The following is a 19282-nucleotide window of genomic DNA, read 5'->3' on the forward strand; positions in this document are numbered from 1 at the left end:
AACTCGCCCCGTCAGTGTCTTGGGCCTGGGGGGGGGGTAATGATGTGGGCCGCCTACGAGTACCCAGGGGAGTTAGGCGTTCCCCTGGGTGGTCCTTCCTCAGATGAAGTAGCGGTGGCGCCGGTTGGCGCTGGCCGCGGTGAGGATGAGGCTGCTGGCGGTGATGAGGAGGATGATGCCTGCGCCTCCGGCGTTGGGCAGGGTGCCGGTGTGCCGGTAGGTGTAGGTGTTGCTGGTGTCGTCGGGCTGGTCCTGTCCGGCGAGGGTCCACCGTACGCGTACGGGCACGGGGCCGGGTTCGTGGGCGGTGGTGGTGGCCTGCCAGGTGTCATCGCCGGTCCGGTGGAGGGGGAGGGTGTCGTTGTCGATGGTGAGGCCGGTTGGTGTGGGCTGCGGGGGGACGGCGGCCTTGCGTGGCGTGGGTGTGGGGTTGGTGTCGCCGTGGCCTGCCTGTCCGTTGGTGTTGTCTCCCCAGGCCTGGGTGTCGCCGTTGGTGTCGATGGCGATGGTGGTGTCGCCTCCTGCGGCGGTGAGGGTGGTGTTCAGGCCGGCTATGACGGTGGGTGTGCCGGGTGTGCCGGTGTTGTGGCCGAGCTGGCCGCTGGTGTTGTCGCCCCAGGTCCAGGTGCGGTGGTCCTGTCCGGTGGCGACGCTGTGGTTGCGTCCGGTGGATACGTGGGTGAACCGGTACGTGTCGGCCGTGCCCGCGGGCTGTATGCGTGCGGGGGTTGCGGTGTCGGTGCCGTCGGCGTGCCTGCCCCAGGCCCAGAGGCGTCCCTGCCGGTCGATGGCGAGCGTGTGGTCGCCTCCGGCGCTGGCCTGGACGTAGCCCGCGGGCTGCTGCGGGCCGGCCGGGCCGGCCGTGGCGGCGGCTGCGGGGGTTCCGGTGTCGTCGTGGCCGAGCTGGCCGTGCGTGTTCGATCCCCAGGTGTACAGGTTGCCGTCGGATCCGATCGCCGCGGCGTGCGTGTCGCCCGCCGCGATCTGCTCGTACCGGAATGCGGGGGGCGCGTCCTGGGGCAGGGCGACCCTGACGGGCCTGGCGCTGCTCGCGGTGCGGCCGGTGTCGCCGAGCCCGCCGGCGAGCGTGCCCCACGTGTAGAGGTTGTCGTCGGAGCCGAGGGCCATGGTGTAGCCGTCACCGGCTGCGGCCCGTATCCAGGTGAACGTGCTGTCGGTGCCGTCGGGACGGGAGACCTTGACGGGCCTGGCGCGTCGGGTGGTGGTGCCGTCGCCGAGCTGGCCCTGGGTGTTGTCTCCCCAGGCGTACAGGTTGTCGTCGCTGCCGACGGCGGCGCCGTGGGTGCGCCCGGCCGCGGCCTGCACCCAGGTGAACCCGTCACCGGCGCCGTTCGGCCTGGATATCGTGACCGGGGTGGTGTGTTGGCTGGTGGTGCCGTCGCCGAGCTGCCCGTTGGTGTTGCTTCCCCAGGCGTACAGGTTGCCGTCGGATCCGATGCCGAGGGTTGAGGTCCCGCTCGTGTCGATGGAGGCGAGGCGGATGTCGGGTGCGGCGGGTGCGGTGAGGGTGACGGTGTCGCCTCCGTGTTCGCTGCCGTGGTCCGGGCTCAGGACCCACCTGCCGGTCCGGTGCCAGCGGGCCGTCACGGTCAGGTCGTGCTCCAGGGGCTGGGTGAAGTCGTAGGCCGTGTCCCCGTCGAACCACCCGTCGAACGTCCACCCGTTTTCGGACGGGTCGGCGGGCCTCCTGGTGAGCTCCCCGGCGGGGACCTGCTGCACGTCGGGGGTGCGCCCGTGCTGGCTGGTGAAGGTGAGGGTGACGGTGTCGCCGGTGTACATGAATTGCAGGCTGGTGTCCTCGGACTGGTCCGCGTCCTCGGGCCCCGCCGAGCTGGTGCCGGTCGCCGAGCGGATGGTCAGGGTCACGGTCTCGGGCCGGTGCCTGGGGGAGGTGGCGTGCCATCCGTCCGCCCGGTGCCGCACCTCTCCAGCGCTGGGCTTGGCACCGAACAGGACCCCGGTGACGGGGGAGCCGGCCGGCCGCGACACCATGGTCGGGCCCGGGTGGGCCGTGGCCGGGTCCGTGTCGCTGGTGCCGTCGCCGAGCTGGCCGGAGTCGTTGGCCCCGGACGCGTACACGTCACCGTCGGAACCGACGGCCAGCGTACGGTCACCGCCCGCGCAGAGATCGGCGTACGCGAATCCGGCCGGTGTCCCCTTGGGGTTGGGCAGGCGGGCGGGGGCCACGCCGTCGTTGGTGCCGTTGCCGGTGGTGGTGCCCAGCTGCCCGTACTGGTTGCCGCCCCAGGCCCAGGCCCCTGAGTCGGTGAGGGCGGTGGAGTGGGTGCGTCCGGCGCTGACGCCGGTGGCGTGGGACGGGCCGGGGACGGCGCCCGGCCTGCCTGCGGGTTCGGCGCCGGTGGGGGTGCGGCCCAGCTGGCCGCTCCCGTTGTGCCCCCACGTGTACACGGTGCCGTCCCGGGCGATGCCCATGCTGTGGTCGGCTCCGGCGCTGACGGCCGTGAACCGCAGGCCGGTATCGACGGGCGACGGCGCGGATCCGACGTGGCCGGTCAGGTCGTCGTCGTTTGTGGCGTTGGTGGTGTCGCAGCTGCCCCAGGTCCAGGCGGTCCCGTTCGTATCCAGGCCGATGGAGTGCCTGGAGCCCGCGCTGACGGAGGCGAAGGCCGCCTCGGGCACACCCACACCAGTGGGCGTGCCGGCGGGCGGTGTTTCCTGGTCTGTGGTGTTGCGCCCCAGCTGCTGGTATTGGTTGTCTCCCCAGGCCCAGATGTTGCCGTCGCGGTCCAGGGCCGTGCTGTGGTCGGCCCCGGCGCTGATGGCGATGAAGGTCATGCCCGTCGGCGTGGCGGCCGGGCCTGGCCTGTCGGCGGGGTTGCCGCTGTCTGGGGTGCGGCCGAGTTGTCCTTTTCCGTTGCTGCCCCAGGTCCATACCCTGCCGTCACGGTCCAGGGCCATGGAGTGGCCGTTTCCGGCTGCCGTCTGGACGAACTTCACGCCCGCGGGTGCGGCGGCCATGATTGGTGCGGTCTGGTTTGTGGTGGTGCCGTCGCCGAGCTGGCCGTCCTTATTGTTGCCCCAGGCGTATAGGTTGCCGTCGGAACCGACGGCGAGGGAGTGGGACTGTCCGGCGGATACCTGGGCGAACCGTACCCGGGAGGTGGGGGTGTCGATGCGCACGTCGGTGCCGCCCCGCCACGGCCCCTGGGCCGGGTCGGCCTTCCACCGGCCCCAGCGTGCGGTCAGGGTCGTGTCCCCGCTTATGGGCTTGGTGAAGTCGTAGGGCCTGTCGCCCTGGAACCAGCCGTTGAAGGTCCACCCGTCGTCCGTGGCGGGGTCGTCCGGGCGGTGCACTGTGTCACCGACGATGACCTGCTGGGGTGGAGTGGGGGAGCCGTGCTCCGTTTTGAAGGACACGGTGGCTGTGCCGCCCGTGTAGGTGAACCGCTGACTGGTCTCGTCGGGCTGGGGTGCGCGGTTGGTGACGGTAGATTGGATGGTGAGGGTGACGGTGCCCAGTCCGTGCCTGGGCGAGGTGGCATGCCACCCTTCGAACCTGCGGTAGGGGCCGCCGATGTTGCGGGCCTCACCGAACAGGACCTTCGTGACCTCCCGGTCGACGGGACGCCAGGCCAAGACAGGGTTGGTAGGGTCACTGCCTGTTAAGGTGTTGTTGCCGTGCTGGCCGTAGTCGTTCCGTCCGTACGTATATGCTTCACCGTCCGAACCGAGGAGCAAGGTGTGACCCTCGCCGGCTGCGGCGCTGGTGTAGCGGAAGTCCGTGGGGGCCCCAGTGGGGGCTGCGACCCTGGTGGGGGTGGCCGTGATCTCGCCTGTTCCGGTTCCGAGTTGGCCGTACCTGTTCCATCCCCACGCCCATGTGCCGGTGTCGGTGATGGCGAAGGAGACACCCGATTCTGAACTTCCGCCGTTGGCGCTGTCGACTTGGGTGGCTCCGGTCAGGCCGGGGACCCGGCCGGGCTTGTCGGCGGGGTTGGCGCTGTCGGGGATGCGGCCCAGCTGTCCTTTTCTGTTGTCGCCCCAGGTCCAGACGGTCCCGTTCCGCGCGATGGCGATGAAATGGAGACCGTACCTGTCCATGCTGTAGGCCTTGAACCTGACACCGGTATCAACGGGGACAGGTTCGAAACGAGGCCACCGCCAGGTCCAGATTCTGCCGTCCGTGTCGAGGGCCGTATATCCGTTTGTTTGGGGATTGTGTGCGGGGCAGATGGCGGTGAAGACGGTCCCCCCGCCCATATCCAGCTTGTGGGGCGTATCTGTATCGAAGTATCCCCAGGTCCAAACCTGTCCACTGCTGTCGAGGGCCATGGAACTGTCATCGCCTGCGGACACGGCGGTGAACGTCACCCCCTCCGGGACTACGGCCAGACCGGGAGTGTATCTGTCCGTGCGCGGGCGGCCGAGGCTATCACCGAAGTCAGCCCCCCAGGTCCAGATTCTGCCATCCCGGTCCAAGGCTATACTGTGGGATATCCCGGCGGACAACTGGGTGAACTTCACTCCTTCCGGCATGGCGACCATCCGTGGGCCTTGAGGTTTTCGGGTCCAGTCATCGGTGCCTGTCCCCAGACGTCCGCTATTGTTGTTTCCCCATGAGTATGCGTTGCCGTCGCTGCCCAACGCCAGAGAGAAGGCAGTGCTTGCGGATATTTGGGTGAAGCGTACTTGGCTGCCGGGGGTGTCGATTTTGACGTTGGTGCCGCCGTGCCAGGGTCCTGTGCCGGGGCTGGTGGTCCATTTGCCCCATTTGGCGGTGAGGGTCAGGTCCTGGGTGACTGGCTTGGTGAAGTCGTAGGCGAGGTCGCCTATGAACCATCCGTTGAAGGTCCATCCTGGCCTGGTGGGGTCGTCGTGGGGCCATGTGGCGGTCTTGCCGTCGGGGATGGTCTGGCTTGCCGGCATGCCCTGGGTGTCGGGCTGGGAGGTGAAGGTGACCGTGTGGCTGCCGGTCCTGGCCTGCGGTGAGGAGGCCTTCATGCCGGCGGGTGCGGGTGCGGCTGTGGTGGTCTGCCTGGTGGTGAGCGGGTTGGGTGTGGCCAGGGTGGTGGGTGTCGCGGTGGTTGTCGTGGGCTGCGTCGCTGCTGCCGGGGACTGCGGTGTGGTCGAGGATGACGGTGTCGCGGCCGGTGTGGTGGTTCCTGTGGGTGTGGTCAGGCCGTCATCGGAGACCGGGGTCGCCTTCATTCCCCCATTTACTTGAGTGTATGAGTTGATGTCGGTGGCCTGTGCACCTGCTGCCAGGCCGGCACCCATGACGGACAGCACCGCCAGGGCCGCGACGACAGGACGGACGGTACGACGACCGAAACGGTTCAGTCTGCGCATGGTTCGTTCTCCCCAAATTTCCCCAACTATCATCCTTCGGTTCAGGCCGATAGTCTCAAACCCAATCCGGAATATCCGCCATCCCCAATAGCGGACCCGAATCACGTATGCTCTTCTCTATGATAAAACCGTCTCAGACTTTATCATCCCGCTCCCGCTTGGCGCAATATGCAGAACGAGCGCGGGCGTGTACGGCGTGCAGCATCCCTGCTGCGGTGTGTGCGCGACTGGTTGCAAGGCGTGGACTGGTTTGGGGCTGATGTAGAGGGGGTGGAGGCGGCCCGTTGTTGGGGTTTGGTGGACCGCCTCCGGTTGGCCGGGGGGTTGGTGTTCCCCTTTTGGTGTGGCCTCTTACTCGTGCGAAGTGGTGATGGTTGTTGTGGGTGGGGTGTGTCGTTGTCGGTTGGCGTCGGATGTTGCGATGCCGAGCATGCCGGCGGTGATGAGGAGGATGATGCCTGCGCCTCCGGCGTTGGGCAGGGTGCCGGTGTGCCGGTAGGTGTAGGTGTTGCTGGTGTCGTCGGGCTGGTCCTGTCCGGCGAGGGCCCATTGGACGCGTACGGGCATGGTTCCGGGGGCGTGGGCGGTGGTGGTGGCCTGCCAGGTGTTCGGTCCGGTCTGCCTGAGGGGGAGTGTGTCGTTGTCGATGGTGAGGCCGGTGGGTGTGGGCTGTGGGGGGATGGCGGCCTTGCGGGGCGCTGGTGTGGGGTTGGTGTCGCCGTGTCCTGTTTGTCCGTTGGTGTTGTCTCCCCAGGCCTGGGTGTCGCCGTTGGTGTCGATGGCGATGGTGGTGTCGCCGCCGCTGGCGGTGAGGGTGGTGTTCAGGCCGGCTATGACGGTGGGTGTGCCGGGGGTTCCGGTGTTGTGGCCGAGCTGGCCGCTGGTGTTGTCTCCCCATGCCCAGGTGCGGTGGTCCTGTCCGGTGGCGACGCTGTGGTTGCGTCCGGTGGAGACGTGGGTGAACCGGTACGTGTCGGCCGTGCCCGCCGTCCATATGCGCGCGGGTGTGGCGGTGTCGGTGCCGTCGGCGAGCCTGCCCCAGGCCCAGAGTCGTCCCTGCCGGTCGATGGCGAGCGTGTGGTCGCCTCCGGCGCTGGCCTGGACGTAGCCCGCGGGCTGCTGCGGGCCGGCCGGGCCGGCCGTGGCGGCGGCTGCGGGGGTTCCGGTGTTGTCTCCCCATGCCCAGGTGCGGTGGTCCTGTCCGGTGGCGACGCTGTGGTTGCGTCCGGTGGAGACGTGGGTGAACCGGTACGTGTCGGCCGTGCCCGCCGTCCATATGCGCGCGGGTGTGGCGGTGTCGGTGCCGTCGGCGAGCCTGCCCCAGGCCCAGAGTCGTCCCTGCCGGTCGATGGCGAGCGTGTGGTCGCCTCCGGCGCTGGCCTGGACGTAGCCCGCGGGCTGCTGCGGGCCGGCCGGGCCGGCCGTGGCGGCGGCTGCGGGGGTTCCGGTGTCGTCGTGGCCGAGCTGGCCGTGCGTGTTCGATCCCCAGGTGTACAGGTTGCCGTCGGATCCGATCGCCGCGGCGTGCGTGTCGCCCGCCGCGATCTGCTCGTACCGGAATGCGGGGGGCGCGTCCTGGGGCAGGGCGACCCTGACGGGCCTGGCGCTGCTCGCGGTGCGGCCGGTGTCGCCGAGCCCGCCGGCGAGCGTGCCCCACGTGTAGAGGTTGTCGTCGGAGCCGAGGGCCATGGTGTAGCCGTCACCGGCTGCGGCCCGTATCCAGGTGAACGTGCTGTCGGTGCCGTCGGGACGGGAGACCTTGACGGGCCTGGCGCGTCGGGTGGTGGTGCCGTCGCCGAGCTGGCCCTGGGTGTTGTCTCCCCACGCGTACAGGTTGTCGTCGGAGCCGACGGCAACGCCGTGGGTGCGTCCCGCCGCGGCCTGCGTCCAGGTGAACCCGTCACCGGAACCGTCGGGCTTGGCGACCCGGACCGGGGTGGTGTGTCGGGTGGTGGTGCCGTCGCCGAGCTGGCCGCTGGTGTTGTCTCCCCATGCGTAGAGTTGTCCGTCGGATCCGATGCCGAAGCTGGTGGTGCCGCTCGTGTCGATGGAGGCGAGGCGGATATCGGGTGCGGCGGGTGCGGTGAGGGTGAGGGTGTCGCCTCCGTATTCGCTGCCGTGGTCCGGGCTCAGGACCCACCTGCCGGTCCGGTGCCACCGTGCGGTCACGGTCAGGTCGTGCTCCAGCGGCTGGGTGAAGTCGTAGGCCGTGTCCCCGTCGAACCATCCGTCGAAGGTCCACCCGTTTTCGGACGGGTCTTCGGGCCTCCTGGTGGGTTCGCCGGCGGGGACCTGCTGCGCGTCGGGGGTGCGTCCGTGTTGGGTGGTGAAGGTGAGGGTGGCCGTGTCGCCGGTGTACATGAACCGCAGGCTCGTGTCCTCGGACTGGTCCGCGTCCTCTGGCCCCGCCGAGCTGGTGCCGGTCGCCGAGCGGATGGTCAGGGTGACGGTCTCCGGACGGTGCCTGGGGGAGGCGGCGTGCCACCCGTCCGCCCGGCGACGCACCTCTCCAGCGCTCGGCTTGGCGCCGAACAGCACCCCGGTGACAGGGGAGCCCACCGGCCGCCACACCATGACCGGGCCCGGGTGGGCCGCGGCCGGGCCCGTGTCGCTGGTGCCGTCGCCGAGCTGGCCGGAGTCGTTGGCCCCGGACGCGTACACGTCACCGTCGGAACCGACGGCCAGCGTACGGTCACCGCCCGCAGCGGCACCGGTGTATGCGAACCCCGAGGGCGCCCCCTTGGGGTTGGGCACGCGTGCGGGGGCCACGCCGTCGTTGGTGCCGTTGCCTGTCGTGGTGCCCAGCTGCCCGTACTGGTTGCCGCCCCAGGTCCAGATTCCTGAGTCGGTGAGGGCGGTGGAGTGGGTGCGTCCGGCGCTGACGCCGGTGGCATGGGACGGGCCGGGGACGGCGCCCGGCCTGCCCGCGGGTTCGGCGACGGTGGGGGTGCGGCCCAGCTGGCCGCTCCCGTTGTGCCCCCACGTGTACACGGTGCCGTCCCGGGCGATGCCCATGCTGTGGTCCTCGCCGGCGCTGACGGCCGTGAACCGCAGGCCGGTGTCCACGGGGGCGGGCCTGAAGTCGGCGTGGCCGGTCAGGTCGTCGTCGGTCGTGCCGTCACTGAGGCCGCCCCAGGTCCAGGCGGTCCCGTTCGTGTCCAGGCCGATGGAGTGCCTGGAGCCCGCGCTGATGGAGGCGAAGGCCGCCTTGGGCACACCCACACCCTTGGGCGTCGAGCCGGAACCGGAAGAACCCACCTGCCTGTGCCCGTCGTATCCCCAGGTCCAGATGTTGCCGTCCCGGTCGATGGCCATGCTGTGCTCGGCCCCGGCGCTGACGGCGATGAAGGTCACGCCCGCGTGCGTGACGGCCGGGCCTGGCTGCTTGCTGTTGTGGGGTTCGTCGCGTCCGAGTTGATTGGCGAGGTCGCTTCCCCAGGTCCAGATGTTGCCGTCCCGGTCCAGGGCCATGGAGTGGCTGCCCCCGGCGGACACCTGGACGAACTTCACGCCCGCGGGTGCGGCGACCATGATTGGTGCGGTCTGGTTTGTGGTGGTGCCGTCGCCGAGCTGGCCGTTGGTGTTGCCTCCCCACGCGTACAGGTTGCCGTCGGAACCGACGGCGAGCGAGTGGGACTGTCCGGCGGACACCTGGGCGAACCGTACCCGGGAGGTGGGGGTGTCGAGGTGCACGTCGGTGCCGCCCCGCGAGGGCCCCTGGGCCGGGTCGGCCTTCCACCGGCCCCAGCGTGCGGTCAGGACCGTGTCCCCGCTTACGGGCTTGGAGAAGTCGTAGGGCTTGTCGCCCTGGAACCAGCCGTTGAAGGTCCACCCGTCGTCCGCCGTCGGGTCGTCGGGCCGGCGGGCGGCGTCTCCGACGATGACCTGCTGGGGTGGCGTGGGGGAGCCGTGCTCCGTTTTGAAGGACACGGTGGCTGTGCCGCCCGTGTAGGTGAACCGAGAACTGGTGTCGTCGGGCTGGGGTGCGCCCTCGAACTTGTACTGAATGGTGAGGGTGACGGTGCCCAGTCCGTGCCTGGGCGAGGTGGCGTACCACCCGTCGAACGCGCGGTAGGGGCCGCCGATGTTGCGGGCCTCACCGAACAGGACCTTCGTGACCTCCATGACGACGGGTCTCCACGTCATGACAGGCAAGGGGTGTGCTGGGTGGCCGCCCCTGTCGCTGGTGCCGTTGCCGAGTTGGCCAACGAGGTTGTCTCCGCACGCGTATGTTTCACCGTCCGAGCCGAGGAACACCGTGTGCGTTTGGCCGGCTGCGATGCTGGTGTAGCGGAAGTCCGTGGGGGCCCCGGTGGGGGTTGCGACCCGGGTGGGGGTGGCCGTGATCTCGCTGGTGCCGTTGCCGAGTTGGCCCCGGGTGTTTTCTCCCCAGGCCCATGTGCCTGTGTCGGTGATCGCTATGCAGGTACCGGATGATCCCCAGCCATTGGTGTCGACTTGGGTTGCTCCGGTCAGGCCGGGGACCCGGCCGGGCTTGTCGGCGGGGTTGGCGCTGTCGGGGACGCGGCCCAGCTGCCCTCCTAGGTCATCATCGCCCCAGGTCCAGACGGTCCCGTCCCGCGCGATGGCGATGACACGGTAGCCGTGGATCTCGATGCTGTAGTCCTTGAACCTGACACCGGTATCAACGGGGGCAAGTTCGTTATAAGGCAACTGCCAGGTCCAGATTCTGCCGTCCGTGTCGAGGGCCGTATATCCGTATTCGTTGAAACCGGCTGCGGAGTGGATGGCGGTGAAGACGGTCCCCTCGTCCTGGTCAACCTTGTGGGGCGTCTTTGTGTCGGTCCATCCCCAGGTCCAAGCCTGTCCATTGCTGTCGAGGGCCATGGAAGTGGTATTGCCTGCGGAGACGGCGGTGAACGTCACCCCCTCCGGTACTACGGCCAGACCGGGAGTGTATCTGTCCGTGCCGGGGCGGCCTAGGCAACTGCCTATGTCGTTGCCCCAGGTCCAGATTCTACCGTCCCTGTCCAGGGCCATGGCGTGCCAGAATCCGGCGGACACCTGGGTGAACTTCACGCCGTCCGGCATATTAACCATCGTTGGGGCCTCCTGTCCGACAACGGTTATGCCCTGTCCCAGCTGTCCGAAGCCGCCGCTCCCCCATGCGTATGCGTTGCCGTCGCTGCCCAAGGCCAGGGAGTAGTCATAGCTTGCGGATACTTGGGTGAAGCGTACCTGGTCTGTGTTGGCACCGAGTTTGACGTTGGTGCCGCCGTGCCAGGGTCCGTTGTCGGGGTTGGTGGTCCATTTGCCCCATTTGGCGGTGAGGGTCAGGTCTTGCGTGACTGGCTTGGTGAAGTCGTAGGCGAGGTCGCCTATGAACCATCCGTTGAAGGTCCATCCGGGCCTGGTGGGGTCGTCGTGGGGCCATGTGGCGGTCTTGCCGTCGGGGATGGTCTGGCTTGCCGGCATGCCCTGGGTGTCGGGCTGGGAGGTGAAGGTGACCGTGTGGCTGCCGGTCCTGGCCTGCGGGCCGGAGGCCGGCTTGCCGGTGTTGGCGGCTGCGGTGGCCTGTCTGGTGGTGAGCGGGTTGGGTGTGGCCAGCGGGGTAGGCGAGGCCGCGGCTGTCGTGGGCTGCGTCGCCGCCGCCGGGGACTGTGGTGTCGCCGAGGGTGACGGGGTCGCAGCCGGTGTGGTGGGTCCTGTGGGTGTGGTCAGGCCGTCACCGGAGGCTGCCCCCCCCCCCCCGTTGATCTGGGAGTAGGTGGTGTCGGCGGCCTGTGCGCCCGCGGCGAGGCCACCGCCCATGACGGACAGGGCCGCCAGGACCGCGACCACCTGACGGACCGGACGACGGCCGGACCTGCCCGGATTGTGCAAACGCATGGATTCTCCCCCCAACTGTCACCCACGGGCCTGGTCCCACGGCCGAGGCCCCACCCGGAATCCCGCCGTCCCCGCGGCGTCATCCGGACACAAGGTGATCCGCAAACTGAGGCCGACCCTACCACGCTTCAAGTCCCCGATGGGGTATTTGCCCACAGCGGGTCGCACAAATACAGGAAGCGGTCGCAGCACGCACAAAAAGACCCCCCGACAGGCTCTCCATATCGGGGGGGGGGGGATTCGTCCGGCTTTTATCGAATCAGTACCAGTTCGACGACTGGGAGTGAGACCAGGCACCGCAAGGAGTGCCGTACCGACCCTGGATGTATCCGAGACCCCAGACGATCTGGGTGCGGGGATTGGTCTGCCAGTCGGCGCCAGCCGAGGACATCTTGCTCCCGGGCAGGGCCTGAGGAATGCCATAGGCGCCGGAGGGGTTGGCGGCGTTGGTTCTCCAACCGGACTCCTTGTTCCAGAGCTGGACCAGACAGGTGAACTGGTCCTCACCCCAACCCCTGGCGGTGACCAGTTCGTGGGCGATGCTCTGGGATTCGCCCACAGGTGCCGTGGTTGCGGATGACCCTGATGATGACGGTGCCGACCCGCTGGTTCCCGATGACGGGCGGCCGGTGCCGACCAGGATGACCTTGTTGACGGGTGCCGTCTTCACGAAGGATGCGAAGACGTTCTTGGAGAGGTTCTTGTTGCCAGCAGCGGTGACCAGGCTGGTCGTTTCCATGACGCCGTTCTTTCCTTCGGTCTTCACCTTGGTGGTACCGGCGGGGAGGGAATCGGTCTTTTCCTCAATGGTGTTGAAGGGTATGTCGGACTCGTCGGTCATGACCTGGGCATCCGCCCGGTCGATCTTGATGACGGTCTTCTCGCTCACGGGCTTGGTCAGGGCCGGGCTGATCTGATCGCCGGGCTCCAAGGTGATGTCGCCCGCTTCGAGCACGGACTTCACATCGGTGAAGCCGTTACCCAGGACGACCCGGTTCTTACCGTTGATCTGCACGGTGACATAGGAGGTGTTGGCGCTCGACCCGCCTTCGCCGTTGCGCAGGGCCTGCCGGGTGGAGCTCCTGGAGACCTCAAGGTTCTGCTGGGTGGCGGAGTAGGCCGTGATTCCCTGTGCGGGGCCGCCGTTCTGGGTCGCATAGAAGTCGCGGGAGATGAACCCTGCGCCTATGATCAGGCCAACGACAGTGGTTCCTGCGGCAAGCCGTACCCACTGACGCTTGGTCAGGGCCTTGACCGCAGCCATCCGGCCTGTGCCATGCTTCGCCATTACACTCCTCTGTTCGGTCAACAGATCCTCAGCGGTTGCAGTCCGGACGCAATCCGACCCTGCCTCCCATCCGGGCATGCCGAAGGGAGCGCTGGAACATATGCTTCGATTCTAGTCCACCGCCCGTACTGAACCAACCCTGGCGGGCGGGAGACCGCCTTATTCCTGGGTGGCCGTATCCATATCGGCCTGTCGGGCCTGCTCGATCAGGTCGTCAAGGTCGGAGGCTCTCAGGGCTCCTGCCTGCTTGAATATGATCTGGCCCTGTTTGGCGATCATCAGGGTGGGGACGGCCTGTATGCCGGCGGCTGCGGCCAGGTCCTGGTTCTTGTCGATGTCGACCTTGCCGAAAACGATATCGGTGTTCTGCTCGGAGGCCTTGTCGAAGATGGGGCCGAACGCCTTGCAGGGTCCGCACCAGGTGGCCCAGAAGTCGATCAGCACCAGGTCGTTCCCGCTGATGGTCTGCTCGAAGTTATCCGAGGTGATAGTCGTGGTGGACATAATCGCGCTCCTAACGAATCCCGCTGCTGCAAGGGAAATTCCCATGCAGCACAACAGTTCTCTTCCCATCAGCATTCCATCACGGCTGGAGAAATCACGGAAATAAGCTCAGGGTATATATATGGACAGGTGGTTTCGCTCGGTCAAGCCGGGAACCAATAATAGGGTGTATGCCAGTGTTGAATGACGAAATACCCGACGACGATGACTTCGATTCCAATCGCAGGCGCGGTGAGTTCTCCAACATCACCCCGGAGGATTTCGTGCGTGGCACATCGCGGGGAAATCCTCCCGGATGGCTTGACAAGGAGCAGATAGACCTGGCACGCAGGAAGCTGCCCATGGCATATGTCGAGGTTGTTCCTGTACGGGTTGACGATCTTGGAACGGTGTCGCAGGTGGGGTCCCTTCTTTGCGTCGGGGACGACGGCAATATAGAGCGGACCCTGATTACCGGTAGGGTGCTCTACCACGAGACCATCAGGGAGGCCCTGGCAAGGAACATCGCCAAGGACCTGGGGGAACTTGCCCTTCCTGTCCTGCCTGCCGGGCTCCAGCCCTTCACCGTAGCTGAGTTCTTCCCCACGCCCGGACTCTCCGAGTACTACGATCCCCGCCAGCACGCCATCGCCCTGTGCTATTTGGTTCCCGTGGCCGGCGACTGCAAGCCCCAGGATGAAACCCTCGAAGTGGAGTGGGTCGACCCCAGGGGAGATATGCTCGACACCTTCATAGGCCAGATGCCCAACGGGCATGGGCGTGTACTTCGCACGGCCCTGTCCTGGGCGGGGGTCCTCTGATTCAGGCGTCGTAAACCAGTGGAATACCAGCAGTAGGGAAGGCAGGTCGGAGCCGATGACCATGACCATCACCAATACCGTATATCGCGAGGGAGAGGGTCTTCCTGTGATTCTCTGCCATGCCTTCCCGGTCGACCATCGCATGTGGGAGGTGTGTGCGGACAGCCTGATCAATCAGGCCGACCGGCGGGGGTTGACCCCCTTCCCGATCTATGCGCCGGATATGCCCGGGGCCGGTGATGGCCCACTGCCTCTGGAGGAACAGAACGGTGGGCTGGCCCCGGACGGTTCATATCCTCATGCCTTGGACCGGATGGCTGAAGCCTACGTTGACCTGGTTGCCGGGCTTGGGCATTCAAAGGCCATCTGGGTCGGTCTCTCCATGGGGGGATACCTGGTGGAAGCCGTCTGGCGGCTTCATCCGGAAGTGGTCGCCGGTATGGCCCTTTGCGACACGACGACCAAGGATGATGCCCCACAGTCCCGGGCCAACCGGCTCGCCATAGCCCAACGTTGTCTGGATACGGGCGGGGTGGATGGGGTCATGCACTTTGCCCGGCCTCAGGAGGGTGATTCCAGGTTCAAGACCTCGCCGGAGTTCATCGACACCATGACCGGGTGGATTGAATCCCAGTCACCCCAGGGCATCGCCTGGAGGGAACGGATGGCCGCAGGCCGTCCTGATCAGACCGGAATCCTGCCCGGTATCGAAGTGCCTCTGACCATGGTTTCCGGTGAGCTGGATCCCTCCAGCCCGCCCAGGGTCATGCGGCCCCTCGCCGATGCCGCCACCTCGGTACCCGGAGGAGTGCGATTCGTCTCGGTTCCCGAGTGCGGCCATTTCAGCGCCGTTGAGCGTCCCGACCTGGTGGCCTCCGCCCTGGTCGATCTGGTGGCCGATGTTCAGGGTTCGGGCAGGGTCGAGGAATCCGAGGGGTGCTGAGATGACCGATTCCCCTCATTCCGCCTTTTCGCCCCTGGCCCTGACCCGTACCCTCTCTTTCCTTCCCCTGGCGCAGGGGGACGTGGATTACTGCGTTGCCCGTCGCGGGCAACCCGGTCTCTTGCGGGAACTGGCGGGGTCGCCCGCCTCGGATGTGATTCTGGTTGACCGTGACCGCCTGGCCGTCCCCAAGGGACAGGGAGCCACGGCCGGACGTCGGCATGCGGGTATCCGCCTGGTCATGCTGCCGGCAACCTACCTGACGGAGGATCTCGGCGGGAACGGGTGCGACACCCGACCGCTGTACTATCTGGGGTCCTTGGAGGGCCGAGACTACCTGGCCCTGGATCTTGCCCTCCTGGAGCGGTATGCCGAAGGTGCACAGGCAGGTGATTCGAGGCTGATACATGCGGCCAGGGAGAGGTTCGACTGGATCGGATTGAGGGAGTTCGCCCCTCATGGCACGCCCCGACAGGTGGGCCTGGCCACCAGCGCGGTTTCCCTGTCGATGTGGCAGAGCCAGCAACTCTTCTGCCCTCAATGCGCCGCCCCTGTGGAACCCTGTCAGGGGGGTTGGGCCCAACATTGCCGGGGTGTGGAGCCTGGGCACATCCTCTTCCCCCGGATCGAGCCGGCCGTAATCATGTCCGTTGTGGATTCCCGTGACCGGCTCCTTCTGCAGCACAACAGTTCCTGGGGACCTGATTTCCATTCGGTTGCCGCCGGGTTCGTTGAGGCCGGTGAGAACCTTGAGCACGCCGTCCGCCGCGAGACCATGGAAGAGGTGGGCATCCGGGTGGGGGAGGTGCACTATATGGGCTCCCAACCGTGGCCCTTCCCCTCTTCGCTGATGGTGGCCTTCAAGGCCCGGGCCTTGGGGACCGAAATCCGCGTGGATGGTCAGGAGACCAAGGAGGCCGGCTGGTTCACCCGGGACGAGCTGGGTGCACGAATGGCCGGCGGCACCATCCGTCTGCCCAAGCGGGCAACCATAGCTCGGGGCATGATCGAGGAGTGGTACGGCAGCGACCTGCCGGAGTGCTGATGGAAAAGGGATTCTGGGTAAGGCACAGGGTAAAATAATCCAGGATCGAAACAGTGCGGAAAGGTGATCAATGGCTGCGGCGGGGCAATCGGAATCTCTGCTTCCTGAGGGTAGTGGAGGTGTGGAAGAGGCTGAGACGGTAATCATGCAGCCCATCCAGGTTCCCCTGGCTGATGATCCGGTTGAGTACCAGGACGAAGAGCCGGTTGATCTGTTCGAGGATGAGTCCGTCAGCCGGGTCTTTGGTGAGGCCACTGCCCGCACCTCCTGGTTCGGCACGCACAAGGCCATATGGATTACCCTGCTCCTGTTCCTCCTCCTCGCTGTGGTTCTTGTCGGTGGGTTCTTTGGCGCCCGTCAGTATTTCCAGGAGAGAGTGGCTCCGGGGGTCAGCTTCGCGGGCCAGAGCATGATGGGCAAGGATGCCGATCAGGTCAGGAAGATCGTGGCCCAGAAGGTGCAGGACTCCAAGGTCGAACTGACCAGCCAGGGCAAGCCCTCGGTCACTGCCGGTCTGGAGGATCTCGGTGTTTCCGTCAATCAGGAGCGCACCGTCAAGGAGCTCATGGGAAGCAAACGCGAAGGCGACTTCGAGCGGCTCAACCCCTTCCGTCGTGTGTCTGTACCCTTGGTTGCCGAAGACAACGAACTGGCGATGGACCGGTTCCTCACCGGGAGATTCATCGACGAGGGCAGTCGCTCCGTTCCCTCATTCATCGTCTTTGACGAGGGCCTGCATGCCTTCACGGTCCAGGAGGGGCGCGGAGGCAAGGCCCCCAAGCTGGAGCCCGTCGAGAAGGCGGTCTCTTCCCTGGTGCAGGAGCCTGGACATGAGGCCAGGGTTGCGGTCACATACCAGGACATCCCCATGCCCATCACCGTGGAAGTGGCTTCCAAGGTGGCGGGCGAAGCCAACCAGCGCATCGCCAAGGACCTGGTTATTCAGGCGACCGATAACGACAGTATGAGGATACCGGCTCCGACCGTGGCATCCTGGGTCAAGCCGGACACCGACCTGAGGCGGGGGACCATGAGTCTGGACTTCGACCAGGCCGCCATCTCGGGTTATCTGAGCCAGGAGCTTCCCAAGGCGCTCGACCGGGAAATGGTGACGGCCGTCAACGTCAAGAACACCAAGGGTGAAGTGGTGGCTGAGACCACCAAGGGGGTCGACGGGGTCAAGGTCAAGGACTTCGAAGCCACCGCCGACCAGGTCATCAAGGCGCTGAAGAGCGGGAACATGGATACCATCAAGGTCCAGGCCGATGTGACTCCCCACAAGGAGCAGACCAGGGTTGCCCGGTATGACGTTCCCGACGGCGATACCTGGATCGATGTGAATCTCTCCAACCAGACGGCCACCGTCTACCACGGCACCACCCCGGTCCAGACCTTCTTCATCTGCTCGGGTAAGCCCTTCGATGGGGATGGCTCGGATACGGGTACCTTCTTCATCAACGTCCGGTATGCGATTCAGACCATGCGGGGGCCGGGCTACGTCTCGCCCGATGTTCGTTGGGTCTCCTATTACAACGGCAGCGAAGGCTTCCATACGGCCGCTTGGAACCATGGCGGCATTGCCACGGGCGACCCTACTCATCATGGCTCGCACGGCTGCATCAACATGTATGAACAGGATGCCAAGTGGATCTTCGACAACGCACCGGTCGGGACCATGGTCAAGGTCTGGGGAGAGGTTCCCCCGGGGCCGGTCCGTTAGGAGTCTCCTCCTATCCGGTCCCCGGTGGTCGAAGGACCATGGTCAGGGACCGGGCGGGCGGTTCATGCCTCGGCACATCCCGGAGCATAGTAGGCTTGGACCCATGAGTGAAGAGAACAGCGAAGGCACCGTCCGATTGGACGTGCCCGATCACCTGCAGTATTCCCCCGACCATGTATGGATCGATGCCTCCCAGGACCCGGCCGTAATCGGCGTGACCGAATATGCGGCGGACCAGCTGGGCGACCTCGTCTTCCTCGACCTCCCAGAGACGGGCACCCAGGTCGAGGCCGGTGACGAGGTGGTGGAGTTGGAGTCATCCAAGGCCGTGGAGCCTGTGGTCTGCCCGGTTTCAGGAACCATAGCCTACGTGAATCGCTCCGCCTCGGACGATCCCGGTGTCATCAACTCCGATCCCTATGGGGAGGGGTGGATCATGAAGATGACCCTTGACGATGATGAGCCCGACCTGCTGACTGCCGACGAATACAGCAAGATGCTCAGGAAGTTGGGCTGAGTCGGGGCGTTTCTCACCCAGGAGGCAATGGTGTCCGAGCGGGATAGTCGCAGGCCCTCTGAACAGGGAGGCCGGGGTGGCCCCTGGCAGGTCACCAGTGTCAGCACGGCCTTTGACGCTGCCGGTCCTGGCGAGCGCATCGAATCCAGACCGGCACCGGTTCGTCTGGCCCGGCGTATCGTCACAGGCCTCTTCGAGTTCTGGGTGGGTCTTTCAACCGGCATGACCGGACGGATGGGTTGGTTCCCCCGGATACAGCCCTATGTGGGGTACGGGACCCAGGCTTATTCGCGCTTGATCTGCCGGACCGTGCTATCCGATAGTCAGGGCAGGTCGGACAGAGCGATGAGGGGGATACGGGAGCTGCTGACCGTCCCTGCCCCCAGGACCAGGGTCGCCCTGGCCATCGACCAGGTTCGTCTGGGCACGGTTCAGGTGGGGGATTCCGCCGTCTATGACGCTGTGGATTCCAGCCGGAATCAGAACGGCGAATTCGTATTGTCGGATCGTTCCGGCTACCTGGACCTGGTCGCCGAACACCACCTGACGCCCGGCACTCACCAGGTCTCCTACAAGGTGCAGGGGCGGCCGACCGTCACGGCGCCCCTCTACATCATCCCTCCCGAGGCACGATTCGGAGTCATCTCGGATGTGGACGACACCATCATGGTCAGCCAGGTGCCCATCCACTGGAAGGCCGCCTGGAACTTCCTTCTTTCCGACCCTCACAACCGCTCCTCGGTGGCGGGGATGTCGGTCTTCTACAACCGGATCCATGATCTGGACCCTTCGGCTCCCTTCTTCTATCTCTCGGCCTCGCCCTGGAATGTCGAGGGCGCCATCCGGGGCTTCATCCGTGACCACGGCTTCCCCTCCGGTCCGCTTCTCCTGCGCGATCTGGATCCCAGGCCAAAGACCTTCGTGCCCTCCATCGTCCAGCACAAGATGGAGTTCATCCATCAGCTGATGGCCGACTTCCCCCACATGCGGTTCGTCCTTATAGGTGACGACGGACAGAGCGACCCCACCACCTTCGCCGAGGTGGTCCACCGCTATCCGGGCAGGGTCCTGGCCATAGGCATCCGCCAGCTCAGCCCGGGGGAATCGGGTCTGGGCATCATCAACCGAACCTCCTCCCAGCCTGCACCGGAGACCGGAGTACCGGTCTTCTACGGTACGACCGGGGTCAACCTGATGCGGACCATGCTGCCCTACCTGGCCGCCAACCACTGAGCGGCCCTGTCCTTGTTCGGGCCCTGTGCCCGATACCGCCACATCCCCGGC

General features: G+C 66.4%; 10 protein-coding genes. 6 read left to right on the forward strand and 4 right to left on the reverse strand.

The features are described 5' to 3' along the window. Positions 1-99 precede the first annotated feature (99 nt). From bcor_RS01505 to trxA, 4 genes are all read right to left on the reverse strand, one after another. The gene (locus bcor_RS01505) at positions 100-5331 is read right to left on the reverse strand and encodes an RCC1 domain-containing protein (protein WP_038459104.1); all 5232 of its coding nucleotides are present in this window, start codon (positions 5329-5331) and stop codon (positions 100-102) included. A 351-nt stretch (positions 5332-5682) separates the two neighbouring features. Beyond that, positions 5683-11181, reverse strand: a complete 5499-nt coding sequence (locus tag bcor_RS01510; RefSeq protein WP_038459108.1) for an RCC1 domain-containing protein — start codon at positions 11179-11181, stop codon at positions 5683-5685. Between the two features lie 259 nt (positions 11182-11440). After that, positions 11441-12469, reverse strand: coding sequence for an aggregation-promoting factor C-terminal-like domain-containing protein (locus bcor_RS01515; protein WP_051875586.1), 1029 nt, complete (start codon positions 12467-12469; stop codon positions 11441-11443). A gap of 159 nt (positions 12470-12628) precedes the next feature. Then, positions 12629-12973, reverse strand: a complete 345-nt coding sequence (trxA, locus tag bcor_RS01520; protein ID WP_033498643.1) for a thioredoxin — start codon at positions 12971-12973, stop codon at positions 12629-12631. A 170-nt stretch (positions 12974-13143) separates the two neighbouring features. Between trxA and bcor_RS01525 the strand changes: the two genes are divergently transcribed. From bcor_RS01525 to bcor_RS01550, 6 genes are all read left to right on the forward strand, one after another. Beyond that, the gene (locus bcor_RS01525; RefSeq protein ID WP_033498644.1) at positions 13144-13773 is read left to right on the forward strand and encodes an NUDIX hydrolase family protein; all 630 of its coding nucleotides are present in this window, start codon (positions 13144-13146) and stop codon (positions 13771-13773) included. Positions 13774-13828: 55 nt separating this feature from the next. Continuing rightward, positions 13829-14716: an alpha/beta fold hydrolase gene (locus bcor_RS01530; RefSeq protein WP_033498645.1), complete on the forward strand. Its 888-nt coding sequence runs from the start codon at positions 13829-13831 to the stop codon at positions 14714-14716. A gap of 1 nt (position 14717) precedes the next feature. Continuing rightward, a complete protein-coding gene (nudC, locus tag bcor_RS01535) occupies positions 14718-15761 on the forward strand; it encodes an NAD(+) diphosphatase (protein ID WP_033498646.1) in 1044 nt (347 codons plus the stop codon). Positions 15762-15882: 121 nt separating this feature from the next. Beyond that, complete coding sequence (locus tag bcor_RS01540) at positions 15883-17481, forward strand: L,D-transpeptidase family protein (RefSeq protein WP_158332618.1); 1599 nt, start codon at positions 15883-15885, stop codon at positions 17479-17481. Between the two features lie 103 nt (positions 17482-17584). Continuing rightward, positions 17585-17998: a glycine cleavage system protein GcvH gene (gene gcvH, locus bcor_RS01545; protein ID WP_033498647.1), complete on the forward strand. Its 414-nt coding sequence runs from the start codon at positions 17585-17587 to the stop codon at positions 17996-17998. 27 nt (positions 17999-18025) lie between these two features. After that, positions 18026-19231, forward strand: coding sequence for an App1 family protein (locus bcor_RS01550; protein WP_033498648.1), 1206 nt, complete (start codon positions 18026-18028; stop codon positions 19229-19231). Positions 19232-19282: the final 51 nt, after the last annotated feature.

The organism is Bifidobacterium coryneforme, assembly GCF_000737865.1.
Classification (GTDB): Bacteria; Actinomycetota; Actinomycetes; order Actinomycetales; family Bifidobacteriaceae; genus Bombiscardovia; species Bombiscardovia coryneformis.